Annotated in this window: 21 protein-coding genes and 1 pseudogene; 14 read left to right on the top strand and 8 right to left on the bottom strand. The window is 71.4% G+C overall.

All coding sequences use genetic code 11. From position 1 onward, the window contains the following. Window positions 1-71 precede the first annotated feature (71 nt). The 9 genes and pseudogenes from ACGFY9_RS44000 to ACGFY9_RS43960 all read left to right on the top strand — a co-directional run bounded on the left by ACGFY9_RS44000 (window position 72) and on the right by ACGFY9_RS43960 (window position 7,703). The gene (locus ACGFY9_RS44000; RefSeq protein ID WP_393763993.1) at window positions 72-1,052 is read left to right on the top strand and encodes an amino acid ABC transporter permease; all 981 of its coding nucleotides are present in this window, start codon (window positions 72-74) and stop codon (window positions 1,050-1,052) included. After that, complete coding sequence (locus tag ACGFY9_RS43995; protein WP_393763991.1) at window positions 1,049-1,846, top strand: amino acid ABC transporter ATP-binding protein; 798 nt, start codon at window positions 1,049-1,051, stop codon at window positions 1,844-1,846. Before ACGFY9_RS44000 ends, ACGFY9_RS43995 begins: the two co-directional genes overlap by 4 nt. Window positions 1,847-1,925: 79 nt before the next feature. Next, a complete protein-coding gene (locus ACGFY9_RS43990) occupies window positions 1,926-2,954 on the top strand; it encodes an ABC transporter substrate-binding protein (protein ID WP_393763989.1) in 1,029 nt (342 codons plus the stop codon). 79 nt (window positions 2,955-3,033) lie between these two features. After that, window positions 3,034-3,777, top strand: coding sequence for a GNAT family N-acetyltransferase (locus tag ACGFY9_RS43985; RefSeq protein ID WP_393763987.1), 744 nt, complete (start codon window positions 3,034-3,036; stop codon window positions 3,775-3,777). Window positions 3,778-3,794: 17 nt separating this feature from the next. Beyond that, window positions 3,795-3,914, top strand: a complete 120-nt coding sequence (locus ACGFY9_RS43980; protein WP_366433536.1) for a putative leader peptide — start codon at window positions 3,795-3,797, stop codon at window positions 3,912-3,914. Between the two features lie 74 nt (window positions 3,915-3,988). Further along, complete coding sequence (locus tag ACGFY9_RS43975) at window positions 3,989-5,209, top strand: LLM class flavin-dependent oxidoreductase (protein ID WP_393763985.1); 1,221 nt, start codon at window positions 3,989-3,991, stop codon at window positions 5,207-5,209. A 19-nt stretch (window positions 5,210-5,228) separates the two neighbouring features. Beyond that, on the top strand, window positions 5,229-6,602 hold the full coding sequence (locus ACGFY9_RS43970) for an NtaA/DmoA family FMN-dependent monooxygenase (protein ID WP_393763983.1): 1,374 nt from the start codon (window positions 5,229-5,231) through the stop codon (window positions 6,600-6,602). Continuing rightward, window positions 6,599-6,706 (top strand): annotated as a pseudogene (locus ACGFY9_RS43965) (LLM class flavin-dependent oxidoreductase); the annotation flags it as partial. The gene ACGFY9_RS43970 and the pseudogene ACGFY9_RS43965, both read left to right, overlap by 4 nt. 190 nt (window positions 6,707-6,896) lie before the next feature. Beyond that, entirely contained in the window at window positions 6,897-7,703 is an 807-nt protein-coding gene (locus tag ACGFY9_RS43960; RefSeq protein ID WP_393763981.1) for a sulfurtransferase, read from the top strand. Between the two features lie 118 nt (window positions 7,704-7,821). Here ACGFY9_RS43960 and ACGFY9_RS43955 read toward each other — a convergent pair whose 3' ends face one another. Continuing rightward, window positions 7,822-8,928 (bottom strand): M12 family metallopeptidase, encoded by a 1,107-nt coding sequence (locus ACGFY9_RS43955; protein ID WP_393763979.1) that lies wholly within the window; start codon window positions 8,926-8,928, stop codon window positions 7,822-7,824. Between the two features lie 94 nt (window positions 8,929-9,022). On the opposite strand from ACGFY9_RS43955, the gene ACGFY9_RS43950 reads away from it, so the two are divergent. Beyond that, on the top strand, window positions 9,023-10,921 hold the full coding sequence (locus ACGFY9_RS43950) for a LuxR C-terminal-related transcriptional regulator (RefSeq protein WP_393763978.1): 1,899 nt from the start codon (window positions 9,023-9,025) through the stop codon (window positions 10,919-10,921). A gap of 30 nt (window positions 10,922-10,951) precedes the next feature. On the opposite strand, the gene ACGFY9_RS43945 is transcribed toward ACGFY9_RS43950, so the two are convergent. After that, a complete protein-coding gene (locus ACGFY9_RS43945; RefSeq protein WP_393763976.1) occupies window positions 10,952-13,555 on the bottom strand; it encodes a CHAT domain-containing protein in 2,604 nt (867 codons plus the stop codon). 110 nt (window positions 13,556-13,665) lie between these two features. Here ACGFY9_RS43945 and ACGFY9_RS43940 point away from each other — a divergent pair, with 110 nt between their 5' ends. From ACGFY9_RS43940 to ACGFY9_RS43930, 3 genes are read left to right on the top strand one after another with little or no spacing between them, the layout of a single operon-like run. Further along, complete coding sequence (locus ACGFY9_RS43940) at window positions 13,666-15,102, top strand: S8/S53 family peptidase (RefSeq protein WP_393763974.1); 1,437 nt, start codon at window positions 13,666-13,668, stop codon at window positions 15,100-15,102. Further along, complete coding sequence (locus tag ACGFY9_RS43935; RefSeq protein ID WP_393763972.1) at window positions 15,099-15,737, top strand: RNA polymerase sigma factor; 639 nt, start codon at window positions 15,099-15,101, stop codon at window positions 15,735-15,737. The genes ACGFY9_RS43940 and ACGFY9_RS43935 overlap by 4 nt, the downstream gene beginning before the upstream one ends. Window positions 15,738-15,742: 5 nt before the next feature. Continuing rightward, a complete protein-coding gene (locus ACGFY9_RS43930) occupies window positions 15,743-16,285 on the top strand; it encodes a hypothetical protein (RefSeq protein ID WP_393763970.1) in 543 nt (180 codons plus the stop codon). Window positions 16,286-16,339: 54 nt separating this feature from the next. Here the strand turns inward: ACGFY9_RS43930 and ACGFY9_RS43925 are convergent, their stop codons facing one another. Both ACGFY9_RS43925 and ACGFY9_RS43920 read right to left on the bottom strand, forming a co-directional pair. Further along, a complete protein-coding gene (locus ACGFY9_RS43925; RefSeq protein WP_393763968.1) occupies window positions 16,340-17,563 on the bottom strand; it encodes a cytochrome P450 in 1,224 nt (407 codons plus the stop codon). A gap of 65 nt (window positions 17,564-17,628) precedes the next feature. Beyond that, window positions 17,629-18,438 carry an N-formylglutamate amidohydrolase gene (locus ACGFY9_RS43920; RefSeq protein WP_393763966.1) on the bottom strand — a complete coding sequence of 270 codons (810 nt, stop codon included), beginning with the start codon at window positions 18,436-18,438 and terminating at the stop codon, window positions 17,629-17,631. A gap of 84 nt (window positions 18,439-18,522) precedes the next feature. Between ACGFY9_RS43920 and ACGFY9_RS43915 the strand changes: the two genes are divergently transcribed. Next, window positions 18,523-18,786, top strand: a complete 264-nt coding sequence (locus ACGFY9_RS43915) for a DUF5713 family protein (RefSeq protein WP_393763964.1) — start codon at window positions 18,523-18,525, stop codon at window positions 18,784-18,786. A gap of 12 nt (window positions 18,787-18,798) precedes the next feature. Here the strand turns inward: ACGFY9_RS43915 and ACGFY9_RS43910 are convergent, their stop codons facing one another. The 4 genes from ACGFY9_RS43910 to ACGFY9_RS43895 all read right to left on the bottom strand — a co-directional run bounded on the left by ACGFY9_RS43910 (window position 18,799) and on the right by ACGFY9_RS43895 (window position 22,957). Then, entirely contained in the window at window positions 18,799-19,389 is a 591-nt protein-coding gene (locus tag ACGFY9_RS43910) for a hypothetical protein (protein ID WP_393763962.1), read from the bottom strand. Between the two features lie 15 nt (window positions 19,390-19,404). Next, window positions 19,405-19,635, bottom strand: coding sequence for a DUF397 domain-containing protein (locus ACGFY9_RS43905; RefSeq protein ID WP_393763960.1), 231 nt, complete (start codon window positions 19,633-19,635; stop codon window positions 19,405-19,407). Continuing rightward, on the bottom strand, window positions 19,632-20,495 hold the full coding sequence (locus ACGFY9_RS43900; protein WP_393763958.1) for a helix-turn-helix domain-containing protein: 864 nt from the start codon (window positions 20,493-20,495) through the stop codon (window positions 19,632-19,634). The genes ACGFY9_RS43905 and ACGFY9_RS43900 overlap by 4 nt, the downstream gene beginning before the upstream one ends. Window positions 20,496-20,737: 242 nt before the next feature. Beyond that, the gene (locus ACGFY9_RS43895) at window positions 20,738-22,957 is read right to left on the bottom strand and encodes an NADP-dependent isocitrate dehydrogenase (protein WP_393763956.1); all 2,220 of its coding nucleotides are present in this window, start codon (window positions 22,955-22,957) and stop codon (window positions 20,738-20,740) included. Between the last annotated feature and the right edge of the window lie 46 nt (window positions 22,958-23,003).

Below are 23,003 nucleotides of genomic sequence, written 5' to 3'. Positions count from 1 at the left end.
GCCGTGAGCGTCTCTTCCGTCACGCCCAGGTGCCGTGGTCCGGGGTGTTCCCTCTCCCGCCGGAGCCCTCCATGACTGAACCCCCGGGCACCACCGTGTCCCTGGCCGACGCGCCATCCGCCGACGCCCCGTCAAAACCCCTCACAGCACAGCGAGTTCAGCCGCTGCGTCGGCCCGGCCGGTGGATCGTCACCCTGGTCGTACTGGTGCTGGTCGCCCAGTTCCTCCACGGCCTGGCGACCAACCCCTTCTACCAGTGGGACCGCTTCGGCTACTGGTTCCTGCGCCCGACGATCCTCGACGGACTCGTCATCACCCTCGAAGTGGCCGCCCTGAGCGCGGCGTTGGGCCTCCTCGGCGGCATCCTGCTCGCCCTGGCCCGACTCTCGAAGAGCCCTGTGCTGCGCGCGACGAGCTGGACCTATGTGTGGGCGCTGCGCTCGATCCCGCTCATCGTGGTGCTGATCTTCCTCTACAACTTCAGCGCCCTGTACCAGACACTCAGCATCGGCGTCCCCTTCGGCCCCGCCTTCTTCTCCTTCGACGAGTCGAAGCTGGCCACCGACATGGCCGTCGCCGTCGTCGGCCTCAGCCTCAACGAGGCGGCCTACGCGGCGGAAGTGGTCCGCGGCGGCATCCTCTCCGTCGACCAGGGTCAGCACGAGGCGGCCTCCGCCCTCGGTCTCCCCAAGGGCTACCAGTTCCGCAAGATCGTCTTCCCGCAGGCGCTGCGCTCCATCACCCCGAACTACGTCAACCAGCTGATCGGCCTGATCAAGAGCACCTCGCTGGTCTTCTACGTCTCGCTGCTCGACCTGTTCGGCTCCGCGCAGACGATGGGCTCCACCTACCCCGGCGACATCGTGCCGCTGCTCCTCGTGGTCACCGTCTGGTACCTGATCCTGACCAGCGTCGTGTCCGTCATCCAGTTCTACGTCGAGCGGCACTACGCCCGGGGCGCCACCCGCTCCCTGCCGCCGACCCCGATCCAGAAACTCCGCACCGGTGTCACCGACCTGCGGGCCCGCATCCGCAGGGAGGCCGCCGTATGACCACGAACACCGTCGAACCGCCGGCGGACATCACACCCGCCGCCGTTGAGGTGCACGACGTGCACAAGTGGTACGGCGCGCACCGGGTGTTGGACGGCGTCGACCTGACCGTGCGGCCCGGCGAGGTCACCGTGATCCTCGGCCCGTCCGGCTCCGGCAAGTCCACGCTGCTACGGGTCATCAACCACCTGGAGAAACCCGAGATCGGCTACGTCAGCGTCAACGGCGAGCTGATCGGAGTGCGGCAACAGGGCGGCAGGCTCAAGGAGTTGAGCGAGCGGGCCATCCTCGCGCAGCGCAGCCGGATCGGGTTCGTCTTCCAGAACTTCAACCTCTTCCCGCACCTGACCGTCCTCGACAATGTCGCCGCCGCACCGGTCGCCACCGGCAGGCTCGCCAAGCCCGAAGCCCTCGACCTGGCAAGGGAGTTGCTCGGCCGCGTCGGGCTCGGCGAGAAGACCGGCGCCTACCCCCGCCAACTCTCCGGCGGCCAGCAGCAGCGCGTCGCCATCGCGCGCGCCCTCGCCCTGCGGCCAGGCGTCATCCTCTTCGACGAACCGACCTCCGCCCTCGACCCCGAACTCGTCGGCGAAGTCCTCGCCGTCATCAAGGACTTGGCGACCAGCGGCACCACCCTCGTCATCGTCACCCACGAGATCGGCTTCGCCCGCGAGGTCGCCGACCGGGTCGTCTTCATCGACGGCGGAAAGATCGTCGAGCAGGGCCCGCCCCACGAGGTCCTCGACAAGCCACAGCACGAACGGACCAGGGACTTCCTCAGCAAGGTCCTCTGAGCCCCACTCGTCCGTGGCCCCTTCAGAAGCACCGCACGTCCACCTTCAGCAGCCCTCAACACCGAGCCTAGGAACAGCCATGCCCACTCCCAGCCTTCGCGGCAGAATCACTCGCGGACTCACCGCGGGAACCGTCCTCGCCTCCCTCGCCGGCGGGCTCGCGGCCTGCGGCGGCGACAGCGATGCGGCCACCACGTCCGGCAGCGCCGCCTCCGGCACGGTCACCGTGGGTGCTCTCTCCAACGGTGCCGCCAAGGAGGCGACGCTCAAGGTCGCCGAAGTGAAGTCGATCAGCGCCGAGTTGCCCAAGTCCATAGTGAAGAGCGGCACGTTGGAGATCGGCGTCGGCTTCCTGCCCGCCGGATCCCCGCCGCTCGGCTACGTCGGCTCCGACCAGAAGACCCTCACCGGCTCCGAGGCCGACATCGCCCGCCTGGTCGCCGCAGTCCTCGGTCTCAAGCCGGAGCTGAAGAACTCCACTTGGGAAAATCTCTTCATCGGCCTGGACAGCGGCAAGGTCGACGTCGCCTTCTCCAACGTCACCGACACCGAGGAGCGCAAGGCGAAGTACGAGTTCGCCTCCTACCGCGAGGACAACCTCGGCTTCGCGGTGAAGGCGAGCAACTCCTGGAACTTCGACGGCGATTACGAGAACCTCGCCGGCAAGACCGTCGCCGTGGGCGCGGGCACCAACCAGGAGCGGATCCTCCTGGAGTGGAAGAAGAAGCTGGCCGGCGAAGGCAAGAAGGCGCTCACCGTCAAGTACTTCCAGGACAACAACAGCACCTACCTCGCGCTGGCCTCGGGGAAGATCGACGCCTACCTCGCCCCGAACCCCTCGGTCGCCTACCAGGTCTCCTCGACCAAGGGCACGGCGAAGGCGGTCCGCAACGCCGGCACCTACTCCGGCGCCGGATCCTCCCTCCAGGGCCTGATCGCGGCCACCGCGAAGAAGGACAGCGGCCTCGCCAAGCCCCTCGCGGACGCCATCAACTACCTGATCAAGAACGGGCAGTACGCCAAGTGGCTGGCCGCCTGGAACCTCTCCAACGAGGCCGTCGCCAAGTCCGAGGTCAACCCGCCCGGACTGCCGCTCAGCGACTCCTGACCCACCCTCTCCGCAAGGGGACCCCACCGCGTCACGGCGGGGTCCCCGCCCGTGCGACCAGTACCGGAGCCGTCACCCGATGTCTTCCACCGCCAGTATCGAAACCACCACCTCCACGTCCCACGTTCTGGACAACCCCGCCTGGGCCGCGCTCACCGGTCCGCACGCCCACTTCGCAGAGCGCGTCGGCCGCGCCGCCCGCTACCCCGCCGACGTGGCCGGCTTCAACGCCATCACCGACAACGACGACCCGCGCGCCTGGGCCGACCTGGCCACCCTCGTCGGCCCCGGTGGCACCGCCGCGGTGCGCGGGGTGAGCGAGACCCCGGACGGCTGGGAGATCGTCCGCAGCGGACAGGGTGTCCAACTCGTGGACACCGGGCTGCGGGCCGAGCCCGACCCCGAGGCCGTACGCCTCGGCCTCGACGACGTACCCGAGATCCTCGACCTGGTCGCCCGCACCGAACCCGGGCCCTACCTGCCCCGCACCGTCGAACTGGGCACCTATCTCGGCATCCGGCACGAGGGCCGCCTCATCGCCCTGGCCGGTGAACGCCTCCACCCGCCCGGCTGGACCGAGATCAGCGCCGTGTGCACCGACCCCGACCACCGCGGCCGGGGCCTGGCCACCCGACTGGTCCGCGCGGTCGCCGCCGGCATCAAGGAACGCGGCGAGCACCCCTTCCTGCACGCGGCGGCCAGCAACACCAACGCGATCCGGCTGTACGAGGCGATCGGCTTCACGCTGCGCGCCCGTACGGTCTTCTCGCTCGTCCGGCGCACCGGCCCGATTGCCGCCACCGATCCGGAAGAAACGGCATAGCCGTGCCGTTGCCCCTTATGAAGCCGGATTCCGTGGAGGTGGAGCACATGTGTGGCGCATCCATGATCCATGTGCGTCTCACCACGCGGCCCCACATCGACCTGCTGCGCACAGCAGGCGCGCTCTGTTGCTCCTGACCCGTTGCCCCAGCCGCCGTACCCGCATCTGACCGGTTCGGCGATCTCGTACGGATCTCCAGGAAGGCACCACCGTGTCCCCAACCAGCTCCACCCCCCTGCATCTCGCCGTCGCCCTCGACGGCACCGGCTGGCACCCGGCCTCCTGGCGCGAGCCGGTGGCCCGGCCCCGGGACCTGTTCACCGCCGGCTACTGGGCCGACCTGGTCGCCGAGGCCGAGCGCGGCCTGCTCGACTTCGTGACCTTCGAGGACGGCCTCGGCCTCCAGTCCTCGCACTACGGCGAGCTGGACGGCCGCACCGACCAGGTCCGCGGTCGCCTCGACGCCGTGCTCATCGCGGCCCGCATCGCACCGCTCACCAGCCACATAGGTCTGGTCCCGACGGTGGTGTCCACGCACACAGAGCCGTTCCACATATCCAAGGCGATCGCCACTCTCGACTACGTCAGCACCGGCCGCGCGGGCCTGCGCGTGCAGCTCTCCGCCCGCCCGCACGAGGCCGACCACTTCGGCCGCCGCACCTTCCCGCCGATCAGCCTGGACAGTCTGCGGACCGAGGCCGGGCAGGAGCGCCTCGCCGAGCACTTCGACGAGGCCGCCGACTACATCGAGGTCGTGCGCCGCCTCTGGGACAGCTGGGAGGACGACGCCGAGATCCGGGACGTCGCCACCGGCCGCTTCGTCGACCGAGACAAGCTGCACTACATCGACTTCGAGGGCCGCCACTTCAGCGTCAAGGGCCCCTCCATCACACCCCGGCCGCCGCAGGGCCAGCCGATCGTCAGCTCCCTGGCCCACCAGACCATCCCGTACCGGCTGGTCGCCCGCGCCACCGACGTCGGCTACGTCACGCCGCACGACACCAACGACGCCCGCGCGATCGTCGCGGAGATCCGCGCCGAGCAGCGGACCGCGGGCCGCGCCGACGAACTCCTGCACATCTTCGGCGACTTGGTGGTCTTCCTCGACGACGACGAGGCCACGGCGGTGGCGCGCCGCGAACGCCTCGACGCCCTCGCGGGGGAGCCGTACACCAGCGACGCCCGCATCTTCACCGGCACACCCGCCCAACTTGCCGACCTGCTCCAGGAGTTGCAGTCGGCAGGCCTGGCCGGCTTCCGCCTGCGGCCCGCCGTCGCAGGGCACGACCTCCCGGCGATCACCCAGGGCCTGGTCCCCGAACTCCAGCGCCGGGGCGCCTTCCGCCAGGCCTACGAGGCCGACACCCTGCGCGGACTGCTGGGGCTCGCCCGCCCCGCCAACCGCTACGCCGCTGCCGCAGCCACCGCCTGAGCCGGAGGGACCGTACGACATGAGCAAGCCCCTGAAGCAGATCCACCTGGCCGCCCACTTCCCCGGCGTCAACAACACCACCGTGTGGAGCGACCCCGCGGCCGGCAGCCACATCGAGTTCAGCTCCTTCGCGCACTTCGCACGGACCGCCGAGCGCGCCAAGTTCGACTTCCTCTTCCTCGCCGAGGGGCTGCGGCTGCGCGAACAGGGCGGAAAGATCTACGACTTGGACGTCGTCGGCCGCCCCGACACCTTCACGATCCTCGCCGCGCTCGCCGCCGTCACCGAACACCTCGGCCTGACCGGCACCATCAACTCCACCTTCAACGAGCCCTATGAGGTGGCCCGCCAGTTCGCCAGCCTCGACCACCTCTCCGACGGCCGCGCGGCCTGGAACGTCGTCACCTCCTGGGACGCGTTCACCGGCGAGAACTTCCGCCGCGGCGGCTTCCTGCCGCAGGAGGAGCGCTACTCCCGGGCCAAGGAGTTCCTCGCCACGACGCAGGAGCTCTTCGACTCCTGGCGCGGCGACGAGGTCGTCGCCGACCAGGCGACCGGCACCTTCCTGAGCGATGCCAAGGCCGGTGCCTTCGTCCACCAGGGCCAACACTTCGACATCCACGGCCAGTTCAACGTCCCGCGCTCCCCGCAGGGCCGCCCGGTGATCTTCCAGGCGGGCGACTCCGACGAGGGCCGCGAGTTCGCCGCCTCCTCCGCCGACGCCATCTTCAGCCGGTACAGCACCCTCAACGAAGGCCAGGCGTTCTACACCGACGTCAAGTCCCGCCTCGCCAAGTACGGCCGCAGGTCCGACCAGTTGCTCATCCTCCCGGCCGCGACCTTCGTCCTCGGCGACACCGACGCCGAGGCCGAGGACCTGGCCAAGGAGGTACGCCGCCAGCAGGTCAGCGGCGCCACGGCCATCAAGCACCTGGAGTTCGTCTGGAACCGGGACCTGTCGTCCTACGACCCGGACGGCCCGCTGCCCGACATCGACCCGGACGTCAGCGAGAACCACATCTCCAAGGGCCGGGCCCAAGTCCGCATGTACCGCGACCCGTTGGCGACCGCCCGCGAATGGCGTGAGCGGGCGGAGGCGAACGGCTGGTCCATCCGCGACCTGGTCATCGAGACCGGCAACCGGCAGGCCTTCATCGGCTCCCCGTCCACGGTCGCGAAGACCATCAACGACTTCGTGCAGGCCGACGCCAGCGACGGCTTCATCCTCGTCCCGCACATCACCCCGACCGGCCTCGACCCGTTCGCGGACAAGGTGGTCCCGCTGCTCCAGGAACAGGGCGTCTTCCGCACCGAGTACGAGGGCCCGACCCTGCGCGACCACCTCGGCCTCGCCCACCCCGACGACGCGCGTGAGGAACGGGCTGCATCGTGAAGTTCCTCGCGATCACCCTCATCGTGCACCGCCCGGACCCGACGACCGGCGTACAGAATTCGACGCACGAACGCTTCCGCGAAGTCCTCGACAACGCCCTGCTGTGCTATGGCGGAGAGGGCGGTACGGCGATGCATGTCGGGTCCTTCGAGGGGTGGGAGGGCTGGCGGGTCGGTCCGGTCACGGCCGACACAGCGCGCTGCCCACCCTCATGAAGTCGACGGCGAGACGCCGGGTCAGCGTCCGCGCCTGGCAGGCCAGGGCTCTCATGTGGCCACGTCCAGCGGGCCATTGGTGAACGACTTCGCCCAGTCCCGGTCGTCCGGGATCGCGCCGTTCTCGGCGAGCCAGTGCGCGTATGGGCCCATCCGGGCACGCCGACCTGACCGGCGACCTCTCCGACCACGACGCGCCGTACCACTTCGCCGTGCCGTCCCCGGAGGCCCTCGCCGCCGCACTGGCCCAGCTGGGCGGGGGGAGGGCAGCGAGGTCGTCTCGTACGACAGCGGGGGCGGGATCTGGGCCGCGCGGCTGTGGTGGATCCTGCGGGCGATCGGGGTACCGGCGGCGGTACTGGACGGCGGTCTCGAAGGGTGGGAAGCAGCCGGCCGTCCGCTGGCCTCAGGGGACGACACCGACCCGGTCCCGACCGTCCGGCCCGCGACACCCGTCGTACGTCCGGACCTCTGGGCCGGCATCGAGGACGTGGCCGCCATCAGCCGCGGCGAGCGCCCCGGCACCCTCGTGTGTGCCCTTCCCAGCGGCGGCTACGACGGCTCTGCCCCCACGCGCTACAGCCGCCGCGGCCACATCCCGGCCAGCCGCAGCCTCCCGGGCCGGGGTCTCCTCGACGCGTCCGGACACGTGCTGCCGGCCGACGAACTCGCGGCGCGGGTCGGCGCGGTCCTCGACACCGACGACTCACCGGTCGTCCTGTACTGCGGCGGCGGCATCTCGGCGGCGGGCGCCGCGCTCGCGCTCACGCTGCTCGGCCGTACGGACGTGTCGGTGTACGACGGTTCGCTGGAGGAGTGGTCCAAGGACCCTGCGCGGCCACTGGAGTTGGGGGACCGGGGCACAAGAGCCCTGCGTGCCGGGTGAGTTGGACATGGCGGCGTGGCCGAGGTTCGTATCCCTCCCCCGAAGGCTACGAACCTCGGCCGCTTCCCCCGGCGCCGGACAGTGGTTCATCCGTCCGCGTGCGGCTGTACCCATGCTGTTACCAGCACATCACCGCGGTGTCCCCCGACCCCCACGTGGAGTACAGGCGCACACGGACGAAGTAGCGGCGGCCCTTGACGAGCCGGACCTTGAATGTGGCGTTGTGCGGCGTGCCCCCGTCGTCCTGCCCGGCGAGGAAGCGCGGTTCGCCGTCCCGTTCCTCGAAGACCACGACGACCGTGTCGCTGTCCCCGAAGGCACCGACGGCGTACTCGCGTGTCTGTGTCGGTTCGATCGCGAAGTCGGCCTGCTCGCCCGGTCCCAGACGCAACGGCGCCGACCGGAACGGCACCAGCTCGGCCGGCCGGGGAGGGCCGACGGGCGGGTACCAGCGCAGGACGAACTCCTTGTCGGAGGGAGAGAGACCGCCGTGCGGGTGCAGACCCGTGCGGTACTCCTCCGGCTCCAGGATCAGTCCCGACGCGAACGGGAACTCCATGACCGACTGCGGGTCCCAGACGGAGCCGTTGACCTCGTCCGGGTCGAGCTTGCGCAGGATGTTGAAGCGGGTCCTGTCCCGGCTCCAGAAGTTCGGCGGGCCCGCCAACTCGGCGTAGACGGCCTCGTCGTCCCAGTGGATGCCGGCGAACGGGCTCTGGTGCTCGTGCAGCAGCCCCAGGGCGTGCCCGATCTCGTGCAGGGCCGTAGCGCCCTGCCCGGGCGCGGTCAGGTCCCAGCCGAAGTTCATGGTGCGGTCGGACAGTCCGACCGTGAGCGCGTCGCGGCCAATCGTCGACCAGGAGCCGTCACCGGGCTGGAACCCGATGCGCAGCTCCGCCTCCGAACGGTCTCCCACCTCGGCGAAGTCGACGCCGATGCCGAGGCCCTGCCACTCACGGAAGCACTCGCGTACGACGTCCTGCTGCTCCTTGGCGCCGGCCCACGGCACCCGCCGCATCTCGCCCGTTCCGGGAACCGGGATGACGGAGGTGTCGGTGGCGACGGTGTTCTCGGGGTTGTCGGCGTCGAAGAAGTAGTAGTGCAGGACCGTGCCATTGACCCACATGCGGCTTCCGCCGATGAGCGCACCGCGTCGCTCGGCGGTCAGTCCCGGTCCGAACTCCGGGGCCGACTGCTGCGCGAGGGAGCAGTAGCGGGTGGTCATGCGACCAGATTGCCGGTGACCGTTCCCGGGCGCCTGAGTCGAGGGCTACTCAAGTCACCCTGTATCAGGGGTGAGTAGCCGGGCTCATATCTGTGTGACGACTTTCGAACAGGACGCGAAGACCCTGGAGCTGCCCTGGCCGTTCACCGGCCGGGAGGACGAACTTGAGCTGATCCGCGGATCGTTGACGGCCGGGCGGCACGGCATCGTGGTGACCGGTCCGGCCGGCCGGGGGAAGACCCGGTTGGTGACCGAGGCCGTCCGGGGCAGCGACTGCGCCAAGGTCACCGGGACGCCCGAGACCCGCCGGATCCCCTTCGCCGCGTTCGCGCACCTGCTCCCCGAGAGCGTCACCCTGCACCGCGCGGTCCAACTCCTCTCCGGTGTCCGGCTGTTGCTGGTGGACGACGCACATCTGCTCGACGACTCCTCGGCCGCGCTCGTCCACCAACTCGCCGTCCACAGCCGGACCCGGCTGGTGATCGTGGTGGCCGACGGCCACCCGGTGCCCGGTGCGGTGTCGCGCCTGTGGACGGGCGAGCTGCTGCCGCGCCTCGCGCTGGAGCCGCTGCCCCGCGAGGAGACGGCCCAGTTGTTGGCACTGGGGGCGGGCGGCCCGCTGGAACCCCTCACGGTGAACCGCCTGTTCGGCCTCTGCCAAGGTGATCTGCGGCTGCTGCGCGACCTGTTCGGCGCGGTGCGCGAACGCGGGCTGCTGACCCGGGCGACCGACTCCGGCGAGTGGACGTGGCGCGGCCCGGTGCCGGTCACCGCGACGGTCCGCGAACGCACCGCACAAGTCCTCGCCCGCACCGGCCCCGAGGAGCGCGAGAGCCTCGAACGCCTCGCGTTCGCCGAGCCGTTGGCGTCCTCGCTGGACGACTTCGACCTCGACGTCCTCGAACGCCTGGAGACCGAGGCCCTGATCCGTGTCGACGACCAGGGCGCCGTCCGCCTCGCCCACCCCCTGCACGGCCCCGCGCTACGCGCCGCGGCCGGCCGGCTCAGGGCCCGCCGGCTGGCCCGCACCCCGGACCAGTGCGCCCCCGCCCTCGCAGCCGAAGGCTCCGCCCTGACCGGCCGCATCGACCGCACCGACGTACGCCCGCTGCCGACGCCCGTGGGGGAGTGGCTGGTGGCGGAGGGCGCACCGGTACCGGCCGGGTACGCGGCCGTCCGCGCACGGTTCGCACGGCTGCGGGGCGAGCTGCGCGAGGCGGCGGCCTGGGCGCGGGAAGGGTTGCGCGAAACCTCGGGCAGCCGCGCCTGCGCGGCCGAACTCGCCCTGGCCGCAGCCCAGTCGGGCGATGTACCGGCCACCGACGAGGCCCTCGCCCACCGCCCCGCGTCCGGCGAAACGGGCAGCTGGGTGGCGGCGGCTCGCGGCGATGTGGAGGCGGCCCGCGAGATCGCCGACGGCAGGTGGAGAGAGGGCGAGGAGAGCCGCGGCCTCACCGCCGAGGACGGCAGGCCCGCCGCGTACGTCCTCTACGACGCCGTCCGCCTCGGCGCCCCCGAACGCGTCGCCGTCCGCCTCGCCAAACTGCCCGGCGACGGACCGGCCGTCCTCGCGCGGCACGCGGAGGCGTTGGTCGAGGGAGACGGCCCCGCGCTGGACAAGGTGGCAGGGGAGTTGGAACAGCGCGGCTTCCTGCTCTTCGCGGCCGAGGCGCGCGCCCAGGCGGTCCGCGCCCACCGCGACCCCCGCGCCGCCCGCATGTCCCGCACCCGAGCGGTCGCCCTGGCCCGCCGCTGCCAGGGCGCCCGCACCCCGGCCCTGTCCGGCCTGGTCCTGGGCGAACTCACCGCCCGCCAGCGCCAGATCGTCACCCTCGCCGCCGCGGGCCTCAGCAACCGCCAGATCGCCGACCGCCTCACCCTCTCCATCCGCACGGTCGGCAACCACCTCTACAGCGCCTACGCCCGACTCGGCGCGAGCGACCGCGGCGCACTCCCGTGGCTGGTGGAACTGCCCGCGGCGCAGTCGGCGTGAGCCGGCGGCCCGACCCGCGCGGGGGGCGGGTCAGGCCGTCCCGAACGCCGAGAACGCCCACCCCGTCGCCTGATGCACCGCATCACCCGGCAACGACGCACGCGCATCGCGCAGCGCCTCCGCCAAGGACAGGCCGGCGCGCAGGCCCTTGTGCAGGGCGAGCATCAGGGGGACGACCGCCGCGTCGCTGACCGGGGCGCTGCTTGCGATCACGCCTGCCGTGCCCAGGGGGAGCAACGCCGTGACCAGGCCGAGGAGTTCGTCCGCGCCGACCGACGCGAGGCGGGCCGTGTCGCAGCTGGAGAGGATGATGCGGTACGGGCTGCGGGCGAGGCGTTCGAAGTCGTGGACGATGAGCGGGCCGTCGGACATACGGAGCGACGAGAACAGGGGACTGTCCGCGCGGAACGTGCCGTGGGCCGCGATGTGGGCCAGGGTCGCGCCGTCCAACTCGGCCAGCACGCGGGGGACTTCGGCGTCGTCGTGCTCCAGGACCGTGGGCCTGACATAGCCGTCGGCGAGGTCCGGGACCTCGGCGCCGCCGGTCGCGAGGCCCGGGCCGCGCACCAGGACGTGCCGGTCGCCGGGCGGCGGTTCGGTGTCCAGGGCGCGCAGCCAACTGCCCGCCGACGGCGACACGCTGAGCACGCGATCACGCAGCGAGGGCAGCAACGCCCAAGGAACGCGGTGGAGTCGGCCCGGCGGGACCACCACCACCGGGCCGGAGCCCAGGTGCCCAGCGGCCTCGCCGAGGAGGAGTTCCTCCAGGCGCCGGCCCGCCGCCTCCACCACCGGGAGCCTCGCCTCCGCCCCGGGATGCGCCAGCCGCCGTAGACCGGCTTGTACGTGTTCCGCCTCGGCCATCGCCTCCGCGAGCAGGCCCGCCTCGAAGCGGCGTACCCGGCCCTCCCCGCACAGCAGGGCGTGCACCCGGCCGTCCACCACGGCCAGTTCGACCAGGCGCCCCTCACCGAGGCGTGCCAGCAGGCGAGTTGGATCGAAGCGGTCGCCCTCGCCGGGGGCGTCGCCGCGCATGTGGAGGGTGCGGGAGCGGATCTCCCGTTCCAGGCGCCGTTGTTCGCGTTCCAGGGTCGGTACCGGGTGGCCCTCCATGCGGGCCTCCTCCGCGCGGGCGGCGATCTCGCGGAACGCCGTCAAGTGGCTGAGCAGGGTCGGGTCGGCGGGCGGCCTGGTGGGGGGCGTCGAGAGGGCGGTCGCCCGCCAGCGTTCGCTCCACACCAGGAGGCGTCGCGGGCCGCCGGACGTCAGGCTCGCGCGCTGGGCCAGTGCCGCCAGTTCGGCGCCCTGTGCCGTCGCCCGCGCCCTCAACTCCGAGGCGCCCAGGGTCGTACGGTGGTCGTCGAGGACGTCGAGCCCGCGCCGGCAGGCTTCCAGCACACCTCGTCCGGAGCCCGCGGCCTGCGCGCGCAGCGCCTGTGCCGCCCAGCCGGTCATCCGGGCCAGCGGCGGTCCGCCGCGTCTGCTGCGGGCGGCGACCGCCAAGTGCCGTTCCGCGTCTGCCATCCAGCCGAGGGCCAGCGCGATCCGGCCCGCCAACAGCGAGGCTTCCGGTGCGGACGGTGAGCCGAACGCGGCCAGCCGGCCGGCCACCGCGGCGGCGTCCGCCACCAGGCGTCCCGACGCGCGCCCGGCCGCCAACCGGGCCTCGATCAGGACCAGTTGGGCGTGCGTCTCCCACCAGGTGCGCCGCTGCGCGGCGAACAGCCGTACCGCCACGGCCGCCCGCGCGATCGCCGTGTGCGGATCGTCCGCGAGCCGCGCCGCACGGGCGGCCACGAGCAGCAACTCCGCCTTGCGGGTGGACTGTCCGCCGATGCCGTCGAGCAGCCCGACCGCCGTGTCCGCGTGCGCCAGCGCCTCCCCGGCCAGCCCCGCGCTCATCAGCACCTCGCAGCGGCGGACGGTGAGCATGAAGCTGGGGGTGGCCAGCTTGGCGTACATCTCCTCCGCCGAGTCCAGGAGTTGGAGCGCCACCGGGATGTCACCCGACCGGAACGCGGCCAGACCCCGGCTCTCGACCACGTCCGCCTTGTCGTGCTCCTGGCCGGTGGTCTCCCACAGCCGCTCGGCCGCCGTGAAGTCGGCGTCGGCCCGGTCCACCGCGCCGAGCGCGAGATGCACGGTCGCCCGCAGGGTGATCGCCCGCGCGATCCAGATCACGTCATCTGCCTGCCGCAGCACGGCAATGGCCCGCCGTACGTCCTCCAGCGCCTCGCGGTGCCGGCCCAGCACCCACCAGACGTACGCCCGCCGGTACAGCACCCGCGCCCGGGTCTGGCCCGTGCCGCGGGCGATGCCCCGCTCGAAGGCCTCCAGGCCCTGCCGGGTCCGGCCCGCGTGCACCAACGCCACGCCGAGCGTGCCGAGTACGTCGGCCTCGCGGTCCGCCGAATCCGCGCGGGCCGCCAGGTCGCGGGCGCGCCGCAGATGGTGCAGGGCGAGCCGCAGATCGCCGAAGTCCCGCTGCCACATGCCGATCGCGTGGTGCGCCACGGAGGCCCGGAACGGCGTCGGATCGCCGTCGAGAACCTCCCGCGCACCGGCCAGCGCCTCGTTCGGAGCCGCGAACACCATCGGCAGCAGTTCGAGAACCGAGTCGCTTCCCGCTGTCACTTCTCCCATGCTAGTGGTCCCAGGTGCAGACCACACAGGTTTGGAGCTGTATCAAGGAGCGGGCCGGCGGCTCTGATTGACGACCGCCGCCGCAGTGGGAGGAACACGCCATGGCACCACAGCGATTCCACGAGCAGTTCGACCAGATCCAGCGCTCGATGCCCGACGTCCCCCTCGCGATGGGGCCGGACGACTCCGCCGAGTTCTTCTACGAGAAGGGCGTCGTGCTCGCCCGCGACGGTGAGGAGGCCCGCGTCGTCGAGGACGCCGTACGCGCCCACTTCACCGCGGCCACCGGCCTCACCGCGGACTCCGTGCGCCGGGCGGGCCCCGAGACCAACCGGTCCGGCATCACCCGCATCCAGGTCGGCGACCCGGGCGTCGGCGACCGGCGCGGCGACCACGCCGTCGCGAACGCGCTGCGCGCACTGCGCGAGCCGGAGGGCCGAGCCGGACGCCGACTCGTCAGCCGCAACCATGTGGTGTCCATCGCGGTGAACGCCTGCCCCGGTGACGAACCCGTGCCCGCCCCGCTCACCGAGGGCTCCAACCCGGCGCCCGCGGAAGCCGGTTACGACGCCGACACCGCCGTGGGCGTCCTCGTCATCGACACCGGTCTCATGCACGACTACCGGTCGTACCCGCTGCTGGCCCACGTCCAGGGCGACGCGCAGATCAGGGAGACCGACGACGCGGGAGTGCTCCAACAGTACGTGGGGCACGGCACGTTCATCGCCGGGCTCGTCGCGGCCGTCTCGCCCAACACCGAGGTCACGGTCCGCAACACCCTCAACGACGCGGGCGCCATCCTCGAATCAGACTTCGGCGAGGCCCTGTTCGCCGCCGTCGACCAGAACGGCTGGCCCGACGTCATCAGCCTCTCCGCCGGCACCTCGAACGGCCGTACCGACGGACTCCTCGGCGTCGAGGGCTTCATGCAGGCCCTGCGCGGCCAGCGCACCCTCCTCGTCGCGGCCGCAGGCAACAACGCCAGCGCCACCCCGTTCTGGCCCGCCGCCTACGCCGACCTGCCCGACTACCAGGACGTCGTCCTCTCGGTCGGCGCGCTGCGCAGCGACGGCGAGTTCGGCGCCTGCTTCAGCAACCACGGAGCCTGGGTCAAGGCCTACGCCCCCGGAGAGCGGCTCATCGGCCCCCTCACCGGCTTCGGCGCACCCACGCCGTACGCCTACCAGCACACCACCTACGACGCCTGCCGCTTCGGCTTCACCTACTCCTGCACCTGCCAATCTCCCGCCCACAAGGGCGTGTTGAGCCAGGCCGGGGACGCCGAGCCGGGCAGCCCGGACCAGGTGACGTTCGACGGGCTCGCGCGCTGGAGCGGAACCTCGTTCGCCGCGCCCGTCGCCGCCGGCATGGTCGCCGCCTTCATGACGGCCAACAAGGAGACCGACGCACGCGCCGCCCGCACCCAACTCCTCACGGGGAACCCCGAGTACGCCGAAGTGCGCGGGGCACACGTACCGGCGCTGCGCCCGCCCACGTGGCGCCCGGTCCCCGTCGTACCGCTCTCCCCTTCGGCATGAGGGCCGGAACCATCCCCTCCACGGCGTACGATGACATGCCGTACACGAGGGGTGGCACCTTGGAACGTGCAGAAGTCGGCGCGCTCGTCCAGTCCGCCGTCGACGGCGACGCGGCCGCCTGGAAGGCGCTCGTGGAGGGGCTGAGCCCACTGGTCTGGTCAGTGGTGCGCGCCCACCGGCTCTCCGACGCCGACGGCCACGAGGTCTACCAGACCGTGTGGTTCCGCTTCGCCCAGCACCTGCGTCGCATCCGCGAACCCGAGAAGGCCGGCTCCTGGCTCGCGAGCACCGCGCGCAACGAGTGCCTGAAGGTGATCAAGTCGCTACGGCGGCTCATGCCGACGGACGATCCCCAACTCCTCGACCGCATCAGCGAGGAGCGCACGCCCGAGCAGTCGCTGATCGACTCGGAGGAGGCGGCCTCCGACGCGGAGCGCATCCGGCGGCTGTGGCAGGAGTTCGAGGAACTGGGCGACCGCTGCAGGCAGTTGCTGCGGGTGCTGATGGCCTCGCCGCCGCCCAGTTATCAGGAGGTGTCCGCCGGTCTGGGGATCGCCGTCGGCAGCATCGGCCCGATGCGCCAGCGCTGCCTGCGCCGGCTGCGGGCCCGACTCGACGCCCGGGGGGCGGTGTGAACGGCATGCACGACGACGGTCTCGACGCGTTCGGCGCCTTCGGCCAGGACCCCTTCGACGACGACGAGTTCGACGACCTGGGCGACGAACAGGGCGCCGACGGCGGTGAGTTCGACGACGGGCTCCTGGCGGAGGAGCTGCGGCAGGCCGCCGCCATCCTGGACCCGGTCCCCGCCGAGCTGCGTCAACTCGCCATGGACGCCTACGCGTTGTACGACATGGACGCCCGACTCGCGGAGCTGACCTTCGACTCCCTGGTCGACGCGATCCCGGTCAGAGGGGCCACGGTCGCGCCCCGCATGCTGACCTTCACCGCGGGCGACCTCAGCATCGACGTGGAGGTGACGAGCGAGGGCCTGATGGGCCAGGTGATGCCACCCCAGCCGGCCGGCATCGAGATCCTGAACGGCCCCCAGGCCCTGCACCCGACTACCCTCACGGCCGACGCCATGGGCCGCTTCGCCGGCGACGCACCCCCGGCCGGCCCCTTCGCGCTACGGCTGCGGGCCGGCGGCGAGGTCGTCGTCACGGAGTGGCTGCGGGCGTGAACACCGGTGCGCGAGGACGGAGTTGAGGACACCCCGTCCTCGCGCGCGAGTGGTCTACCAGGTCACCGGCAACGTCTGCGGCCCCCGGATCATCGTCTTCCGGCGCCAGACGATCTCCTCGGCGGGGACGGCGAGTCGGAGTCCCGGGAGGCGGTCCAGCAGGGTGTCGACGAGGAGTTCGGTCTGGAGGCGGGCCAGCACGGCGCCGGTGCAGTAGTGCGAGCCGTTGCCGAGGGCCAGGTGGGGGTTGGGATCGCGGTCGACGTCGATGCGGTCCGGGTCGGGGAAGACGGCCGGGTCGCGGTTGGCGGCGAGGTAGGAGACGTAGACCGGGTCGCCCGCGCTGATGCGCAGGCCGTGCAACTCGACGTCCTCCAGGGCGATCCGGGCCAGGCCGACCGAGGAGCGGTGCGGGATGTAGCGCAGGAGTTCATCCAACGCGGCGTCCCTGCACTCGGGTTGGGCACGCAGGCGCTCCAGCAGGTCGGGGCGGGTGAGCATCAGGTACAGCATCTGACCGCAGTTGTGGGTGACCGCCTCGCCGCCGATCTGCAGCGGGCCCGCCACACCGGATGCCTCCGCCTCGCTGATCTCGCCCCGGGCCACGGCGCCGCCCAGCAGCGAGTACACGTCGGTGCCCTCGCTCTCGGCGCGGGCGCGGATCGTGTCCGTGATCCACGCGTACATGCCCTGCTTGGCGCGGTCGGCGGCCTCGGCGCCGCCGGACGTGGAGATGATCTGCCGCGTCCAGGCGTGCACCTGCTCCCGGTCCTCGTCGGGCACGCCCATGACCTCGCTGACCACGGCGATCGGGAAGGGTTCGAGGACCCGCTCGATCAGATCGGCGGGCGGCCCGTCGGCCACGACCCCGTCGACCAGCGCGTCGAGCAGTGACTGCGCGCGGGGCCGCAGCCGCTTCATCGCGCCGACCGTGAACGCGCCCGCGACCGCCTTGCGCAGCCGGTTGTGGTCGGGCTGGTCGGCGAACGCCAGTGACCCCGGGCGGGGCTTGAAGTGCGGGGCCATGCGCGTCACTTGACGTGTGGCGACCTCCGCGCGGCCGAACCGCGGATCGTTGGTGATCATCTTCACGTCGTCGTGGCGGGTGGCCAGCCACGCCCAGCCCTCGCCGTGCGGCAGCCGGATCCGGGTCAGCGGGCCCTCGCGCATGAGCTCCGCGAGGACCGGGTCGAACTCCGTCCCGGTCAGGTCGAGCGGGGGCCAGTCCCGGACGGGGGGCGGTGCCTGGCCGGTCAGCGTGGTGGTCTCCTCGGTCATGCGTCCACCCTCGTACGCCCCCGACCGCCTGTCCTGCGGGAGTGCTCCAGCCGGAGGTCCGGACGCTATCCGGATACGGCGTTCACGAGCGTCGCCAGTGCGGAGGCGAGCCGGGCGATACACGTGCCGTCGGGCGGGCCACCGGGCTCCGTCATGTACGTGTCCCGGCGGATCTCCACCATCAGGGCGCCGACCGCCGGCTCCTTGCCGTAGAACTCCAGCGGCACGTACGTACCGATGAACGGGCTGTCGAGCCCGATCTCCCCGCACCCCGCGAACGCCTCGCGTGCCGCCGACAGCAGTGTGGGCGGGGTGTGGAGGGTATCCGTGCCCAGGCAGACGGCGGGGCGGGGGTCGGTGCCGTGGAGTTCGTAGGGGAGCGGGGCGGTGGGATAGGAGTGCAGGTCGATGACGACGGCCCGGCCGGTGGCGGCGAGGCGGTCGGCGACGGCCTCCGTCATCGCTCGGGCGTACGGGCGGAAGTAGCGGTCGATCAACGGCCCGGGGGCGTGGTCGGCAGGCCGTAGGTCCGCGTGGTGGGTGGTGCGGGTGTAGACCGCGCCCATGCCGACGGCGAGCATCTCCTCGCGCTCGTCCGGGAAGCGTTCCGGATCGACGACCAGACGCGACAGCCGGTTCACGAACCGCCACGGGGTGAGTGCACACGCGCGTGCCGCCTCGGCGGCGATCCGGGCGGTGTGGCTGTCGGTGATGTGGTCCAGCTCGCGCTCCAACGCCGGGTCGTCCAGCAGGATGTCCGCGCGGACGTCGGCCGGTATCTCCCGTGCGGAGTGCGGCACATGGAGGATCACGGGCGAGTCGGCGGCGCCGGGCAGCAGCTCGAAGGACGGCGCGGACGGCGCGGTGGGGGACACGGGCGGCTCCCGGGGGCGTTGTCAGTGGCGTGGTGCGGGATCAAGGTATCCGCAACGACGATCACGGACCGGGGGAGCACCACCATGCCCGTCAGCAACCAGCAGATCACCGAGCACGCCTTCCTGCGGTCGCTCTACCGGGACGACTACTACCCCGACCACGTGGTGGACCTCGGCAAGGCGATCCTGCTGCGCCTGTGCGAGCGCGTCGAGACCGAACACCCCGCCGACCTGCCCGCGCTGTACGCCCTCACCGAGGCCGCCACCGAGGACTTCTGGTTCGTGGCGAACGCGTACGGCTTCGCGGACGCGGACGTGGAGGAGCTGATCGCTGTTCGGGACTGGTGAGCGGCGGGGCCTTCAGGGCAGCATGAGCGGTGCGGGTTGGTTCGGACCCCGGGGCAGTGGCGCGGACACCGTCTGGACCCGTACGTCGATCAGGGAGTGACGGCAGTCGTACGACGGCGTGGTGTCGACCAGCACGCGATAGGTGACCGTGGTGCCGCCGCCGATCAGGCCCGGCCCGATGCGCAGCTCCGCACCGCTGATCCGGGCCGGCGGAGCCTGCGCCGCGCTCGGCCGGGACTCGGCGCCGAGAATCTCGACACCGGGCACGCCCAGGCGCACCCGGAACGGCTCCCCCCGGTCGAACGCGTTGCTGGCGATGTCCCGCCGCCCCGGGTTGGTCAGCACCACCGTGACGACGTACGGATCGCTGAGCAGGGTGCCGTTGCGCCGGATCTCCAGGCCCGCACCGATGCACCGGTCCACCAACGGGGCATGGGCCACGCTGTAGTTGAGGCGCCGGCGAGGATGGGCGGCTCTGAACGCGGCCCAGATCGCGCCGCATCCCACGATCACGGCGACGGCGACTCCGGCCGCTGTCCAGAAGGCGTCCAGCGTGTAGAACGCGCTGGACGCGACAGGCAGGGGAGCGGGGGCGGCGGCCACGGATGGCTGCTCCGCTCAGGAACGGTGGACGGGATCCCCGCCCGCCGTGTCGAGGAAGCTGCGCCACTCCCGTGGCCCGAAGACGAGAGCGGGTCCGCCGGTGTGCTTGGAGTCCCGGACCGCGACGACACCGCCGATGACGGCGACCTCGACGCACGCGCCGTTGCCCGAACTGCGGCTGCTCCTGCGCCAGTCGGACGAGTCGAGTGCGGTCGGCGGTATGTGTCGTCCGTGAGGTGTGCTCATGACGCGTGTATCTCCCTTGCGATCCGCTCCAGGGTCGCGGGTGTGTCCTGTGGGTCCGGAGCGGCGGCCCGCACCAGGTCGAAGGTCTGGATGAAGGTGCGCACGTCGCGTTCTTTCTCCAAGTAGACGTTGCCTGCGATGGAGTTGACGTAGACGACCGTGGGGGTACGGGGCTCGAACTCCATGAGGGAGAACATCCCCGCGAGGGCCGCGTGGGCGCCCTTGGCTGTCGGCATGACCTGGATCGTCACGTTCGGCATCGCCGTCGCCCCGATCAGGTGCTCCAACTGCGCGGCCATGACCTGCTTGCCCCCGACGGGACGGCGCAGGGCGCTCTCCTCCAGCACCACCCACAGCTCCAGCGGGTCCGGCTCGCGCGTCAGCAACTCCTGGCGCTCCTTGCGGAAGCTCACCAACTGGTCCACTTCGGAGGGCTCGTTCGGCCGGACGGCCGCGATGACGGCGCGGGCGTACTCCTCGGTCTGCAGCAGACCGTGCACGAACGTCGGCTCGTACGAGCGCAGCACGCGGGCGTCGGCCTCCAGCCCCGCGTAGGTGGCCATGCCCGAGGGCAGCACCTCACCGTAGTGGGTCCACCAGCCCTGCTGCTGTGCGTCCTTGTGGATCTGCATGACCGTCTCGATGCGCACCGGGTCGGTCACCCCGTACCACTGCAGCAGGTCCCGGACGTCCCGTGCCTTGATCGGGGACTGTCCGGTCTCCACTCGGCTGATCTTGGACATGGAGCACTCGAGGTGCGTCGCCGCGTCTTCGATCCGCATGCCCGCGTGTTCACGCAGGCGCCGCAGTTCGGATCCGAGCTGGCGGCGCCGTACCGTCGGACTGCCGGCCGTGGCCATCGCCTCACCCCCGCATTCGCCCGGCTCAAGTATTGCTCCATGCAAGTGTGCCCGGACGCCAACAGCCTTGTACCGGCATCGACTTGGTTCGAGACATTTGGCTCACGCAATTGCGTGGAGGAAGTCCCTCTGTCGCCGAGGGTGCGGGGCGGCGCGCGCTATGGCTTGCGGGCGAGGCCGGGCAACGACGCCGCCCCGGCCGGAAGAACCCGGCCGGGGCGGAGTGACTCGGAGAGCCTGCGTCAGCTCAGGGAAGCCAGCGCCTCGTTCCACGTCGTCGACGGGCGCATCACCTTCGCGGCCTTGGCCGGGTCGGGCTGGTAGTAGCCGCCGATGTCGGCCGGGCTGCCCTGCACCGCGCCGAGCTCCTCGACGATCTGCTGCTGGGCGCCCGCGAGGGTCTCGGCCAGCGACGCGAACGCCTTCGCGAGGTCCGCGTCGTCGGTCTGCGCGGCCAGCTCCTGGGCCCAGTACAGGGACAGGAAGAAGTGGCTGCCGCGGTTGTCGATGCCGCCGACGCGACGGGTCGGGGACTTGTCCTCGTTGAGGAAGGTCGCCGTCGCGCGGTCGAGGGTGTCGGCGAGGACCTTGGCGCGGGCGTTGCCGGTGAACGTCGCGTACTGCTCAAGGGAGGGGACCAGCGCGAAGAACTCACCGAGCGAGTCCCAGCGCAGGTAGTTCTCCTTGACCAGCTGCTGCACGTGCTTCGGCGCGGAGCCGCCGGCGCCCGTCTCGAAGAGGCCGCCGCCCGCCATCAGCGGGACGACCGACAGCATCTTGGCGCTGGTGCCCAGCTCCAGGATGGGGAAGAGGTCGGTCAGGTAGTCACGCAGCACGTTGCCGGTCACGGAGATCGTGTCCTCGCCGCGGCGGATGCGCTCCACCGACAGCTGGGTCGCCTCGACCGGGGCGAGGATCCGGATGTCCAGGCCCTCGGTGTCGTGCTCCGGCAGGTACGCGTTGACCTTGGCGATCAGCTGGGCGTCGTGCGCGCGGGTCTCGTCCAGCCAGAACACCGCCGGGTTGCCGGTGGCGCGGGCGCGGGTGACGGCGAGCTTCACCCAGTCCTTGATCGGGGCGTCCTTGGTCTGGCAGGCGCGGAAGATGTCACCCTTGGCGACCGCCTGCTCCAGGACGACGTCGCCGCCCTGGTCGACGAGGCGGACCGTACCGGCCGCCGGGACCTCGAAGGTCTTGTCGTGCGAGCCGTACTCCTCGGCCTTCTGCGCCATCAGACCGACGTTCGGCACCGAGCCCATGGTGGACGGGTCGTAGGCGCCGTGGGCGCGGCAGTCGTCGAGGACGGCCTGGTAGACGCCGGAGTAGGAGGAGTCCGGGAGCACCGCGAGGGTGTCGGCCTCGGCGCCGTCCGGGCCCCACATGTGGCCGGAGGTGCGGATCATGGCCGGCATCGAGGCGTCGACGATGACGTCGGACGGCACGTGCAGGTTGGTGATGCCCTTGTCGGAGTCGACCATCGCGAGCGCGGGGCCCTCGGCGATCTCCGCGTCGAAGGACGCCTTGATCGCGTCGCCCTCGGGCAGCGCGGCCAGGCCCTTGAGGATGCCGCCGAGACCGTCGTTCGGGGAGAGACCGGCGGCGGCGAGCGTCGCACCGTACTGCTCGAAGGTCTTCGGGAAGAACGCGCGGACCACGTGGCCGAAGATGATCGGGTCGGAGACCTTCATCATCGTGGCCTTGAGGTGCACCGAGAACAGGATGTCCTCGGCCTTGGCGCGGGCGATCTGCGCGGTGAGGAACTCGCGCAGCTCGGCGACGTGCAGCACGGAGGCGTCGACGACCTCGTCCTTGAGGACGGGTACGGACTCGCGCAGCACGGTGGTGGTGCCGTCCTCGGCGACCAGCTCGATCTTCAGCGAACCGGCCTCGGCGATCGACACGGACTTCTCGGTGGAGCGGAAGTCGTTCTCGCCCATCGTGGCGACATTGGTCTTCGAGTCCGCCGACCAGGCACCCATGCGGTGCGGGTGGGTCTTGGCGTAGTTCTTGACCGAGGCGGGGGCGCGCCGGTCGGAGTTGCCCTCGCGCAGGACCGGGTTGACCGCGGAGCCCTTGATCTTGTCGTAACGGGACTGGATGTCCCGCTCCTCGTCGGTCTTCGGGTCGTCCGGGTAGTTCGGCAGCGCGTAACCCTGCTCCTGCAGCTCGGCCACGGCGGCCTTGAGCTGCGGGATGGACGCCGAGATGTTCGGCAGCTTGATGATGTTGGCCTCGGGCGTCTTCGCCAGTTCGCCCAGCTCGTGCAGGGCGTCCGGGATCCGCTGGTCCTCGGTGAGGTACTCCGGGAACACGGCGATGATGCGCCCGGCCAGCGAGATGTCCCGTGTGGTCACGGCGACACCCGCCTGCGAGGCGTACGCCTGGACCACCGGCAGGAAGGAATACGTCGCCAGGGCCGGGGCCTCGTCAGTGTGCGTATAGATGATGGTCGAGTCAGTCACCGGTGCTCCGCTCCACGTCTGCAACATTGCTCGACATCAAGATATC

Origin of the sequence: Streptomyces sp. NPDC048504 (assembly GCF_043200035.1) — a bacterium.
Taxonomy (GTDB): domain Bacteria; phylum Actinomycetota; class Actinomycetes; order Streptomycetales; family Streptomycetaceae; genus Streptomyces.
This window is presented reverse-complemented; position numbering and strand designations above follow the sequence as displayed.

What these genes read in the sequence shown, in the direction of transcription:
- ACGFY9_RS43985 (WP_393763987.1), top strand. Translation starts at nt 3,034, where the DNA reads ATGTCTTCCACCGCCAGTATCGAAACCACCACCTCCACGTCCCACGTT.
- ACGFY9_RS43915 (WP_393763964.1), top strand. Translation starts at nt 18,523, where the DNA reads ATGCCCGTCAGCAACCAGCAGATCACCGAGCACGCCTTCCTGCGGTCG.
- ACGFY9_RS43970 (WP_393763983.1), top strand. Translation starts at nt 5,229, where the DNA reads ATGAGCAAGCCCCTGAAGCAGATCCACCTGGCCGCCCACTTCCCCGGC.
- ACGFY9_RS43900 (WP_393763958.1), bottom strand. Translation starts at nt 20,495, where the DNA reads ATGGCCACGGCCGGCAGTCCGACGGTACGGCGCCGCCAGCTCGGATCC.
- ACGFY9_RS43940 (WP_393763974.1), top strand. Translation starts at nt 13,666, where the DNA reads ATGGCACCACAGCGATTCCACGAGCAGTTCGACCAGATCCAGCGCTCG.
- ACGFY9_RS43905 (WP_393763960.1), bottom strand. Translation starts at nt 19,635, where the DNA reads ATGAGCACACCTCACGGACGACACATACCGCCGACCGCACTCGACTCG.
- ACGFY9_RS43995 (WP_393763991.1), top strand. Translation starts at nt 1,049, where the DNA reads ATGACCACGAACACCGTCGAACCGCCGGCGGACATCACACCCGCCGCC.
- ACGFY9_RS44000 (WP_393763993.1), top strand. Translation starts at nt 72, where the DNA reads ATGACTGAACCCCCGGGCACCACCGTGTCCCTGGCCGACGCGCCATCC.
- ACGFY9_RS43955 (WP_393763979.1), bottom strand. Translation starts at nt 8,928, where the DNA reads ATGACCACCCGCTACTGCTCCCTCGCGCAGCAGTCGGCCCCGGAGTTC.
- ACGFY9_RS43980 (WP_366433536.1), top strand. Translation starts at nt 3,795, where the DNA reads ATGAAGCCGGATTCCGTGGAGGTGGAGCACATGTGTGGCGCATCCATG.
- ACGFY9_RS43935 (WP_393763972.1), top strand. Translation starts at nt 15,099, where the DNA reads ATGAGGGCCGGAACCATCCCCTCCACGGCGTACGATGACATGCCGTAC.
- ACGFY9_RS43930 (WP_393763970.1), top strand. Translation starts at nt 15,743, where the DNA reads ATGCACGACGACGGTCTCGACGCGTTCGGCGCCTTCGGCCAGGACCCC.
- ACGFY9_RS43990 (WP_393763989.1), top strand. Translation starts at nt 1,926, where the DNA reads ATGCCCACTCCCAGCCTTCGCGGCAGAATCACTCGCGGACTCACCGCG.
- ACGFY9_RS43925 (WP_393763968.1), bottom strand. Translation starts at nt 17,563, where the DNA reads ATGACCGAGGAGACCACCACGCTGACCGGCCAGGCACCGCCCCCCGTC.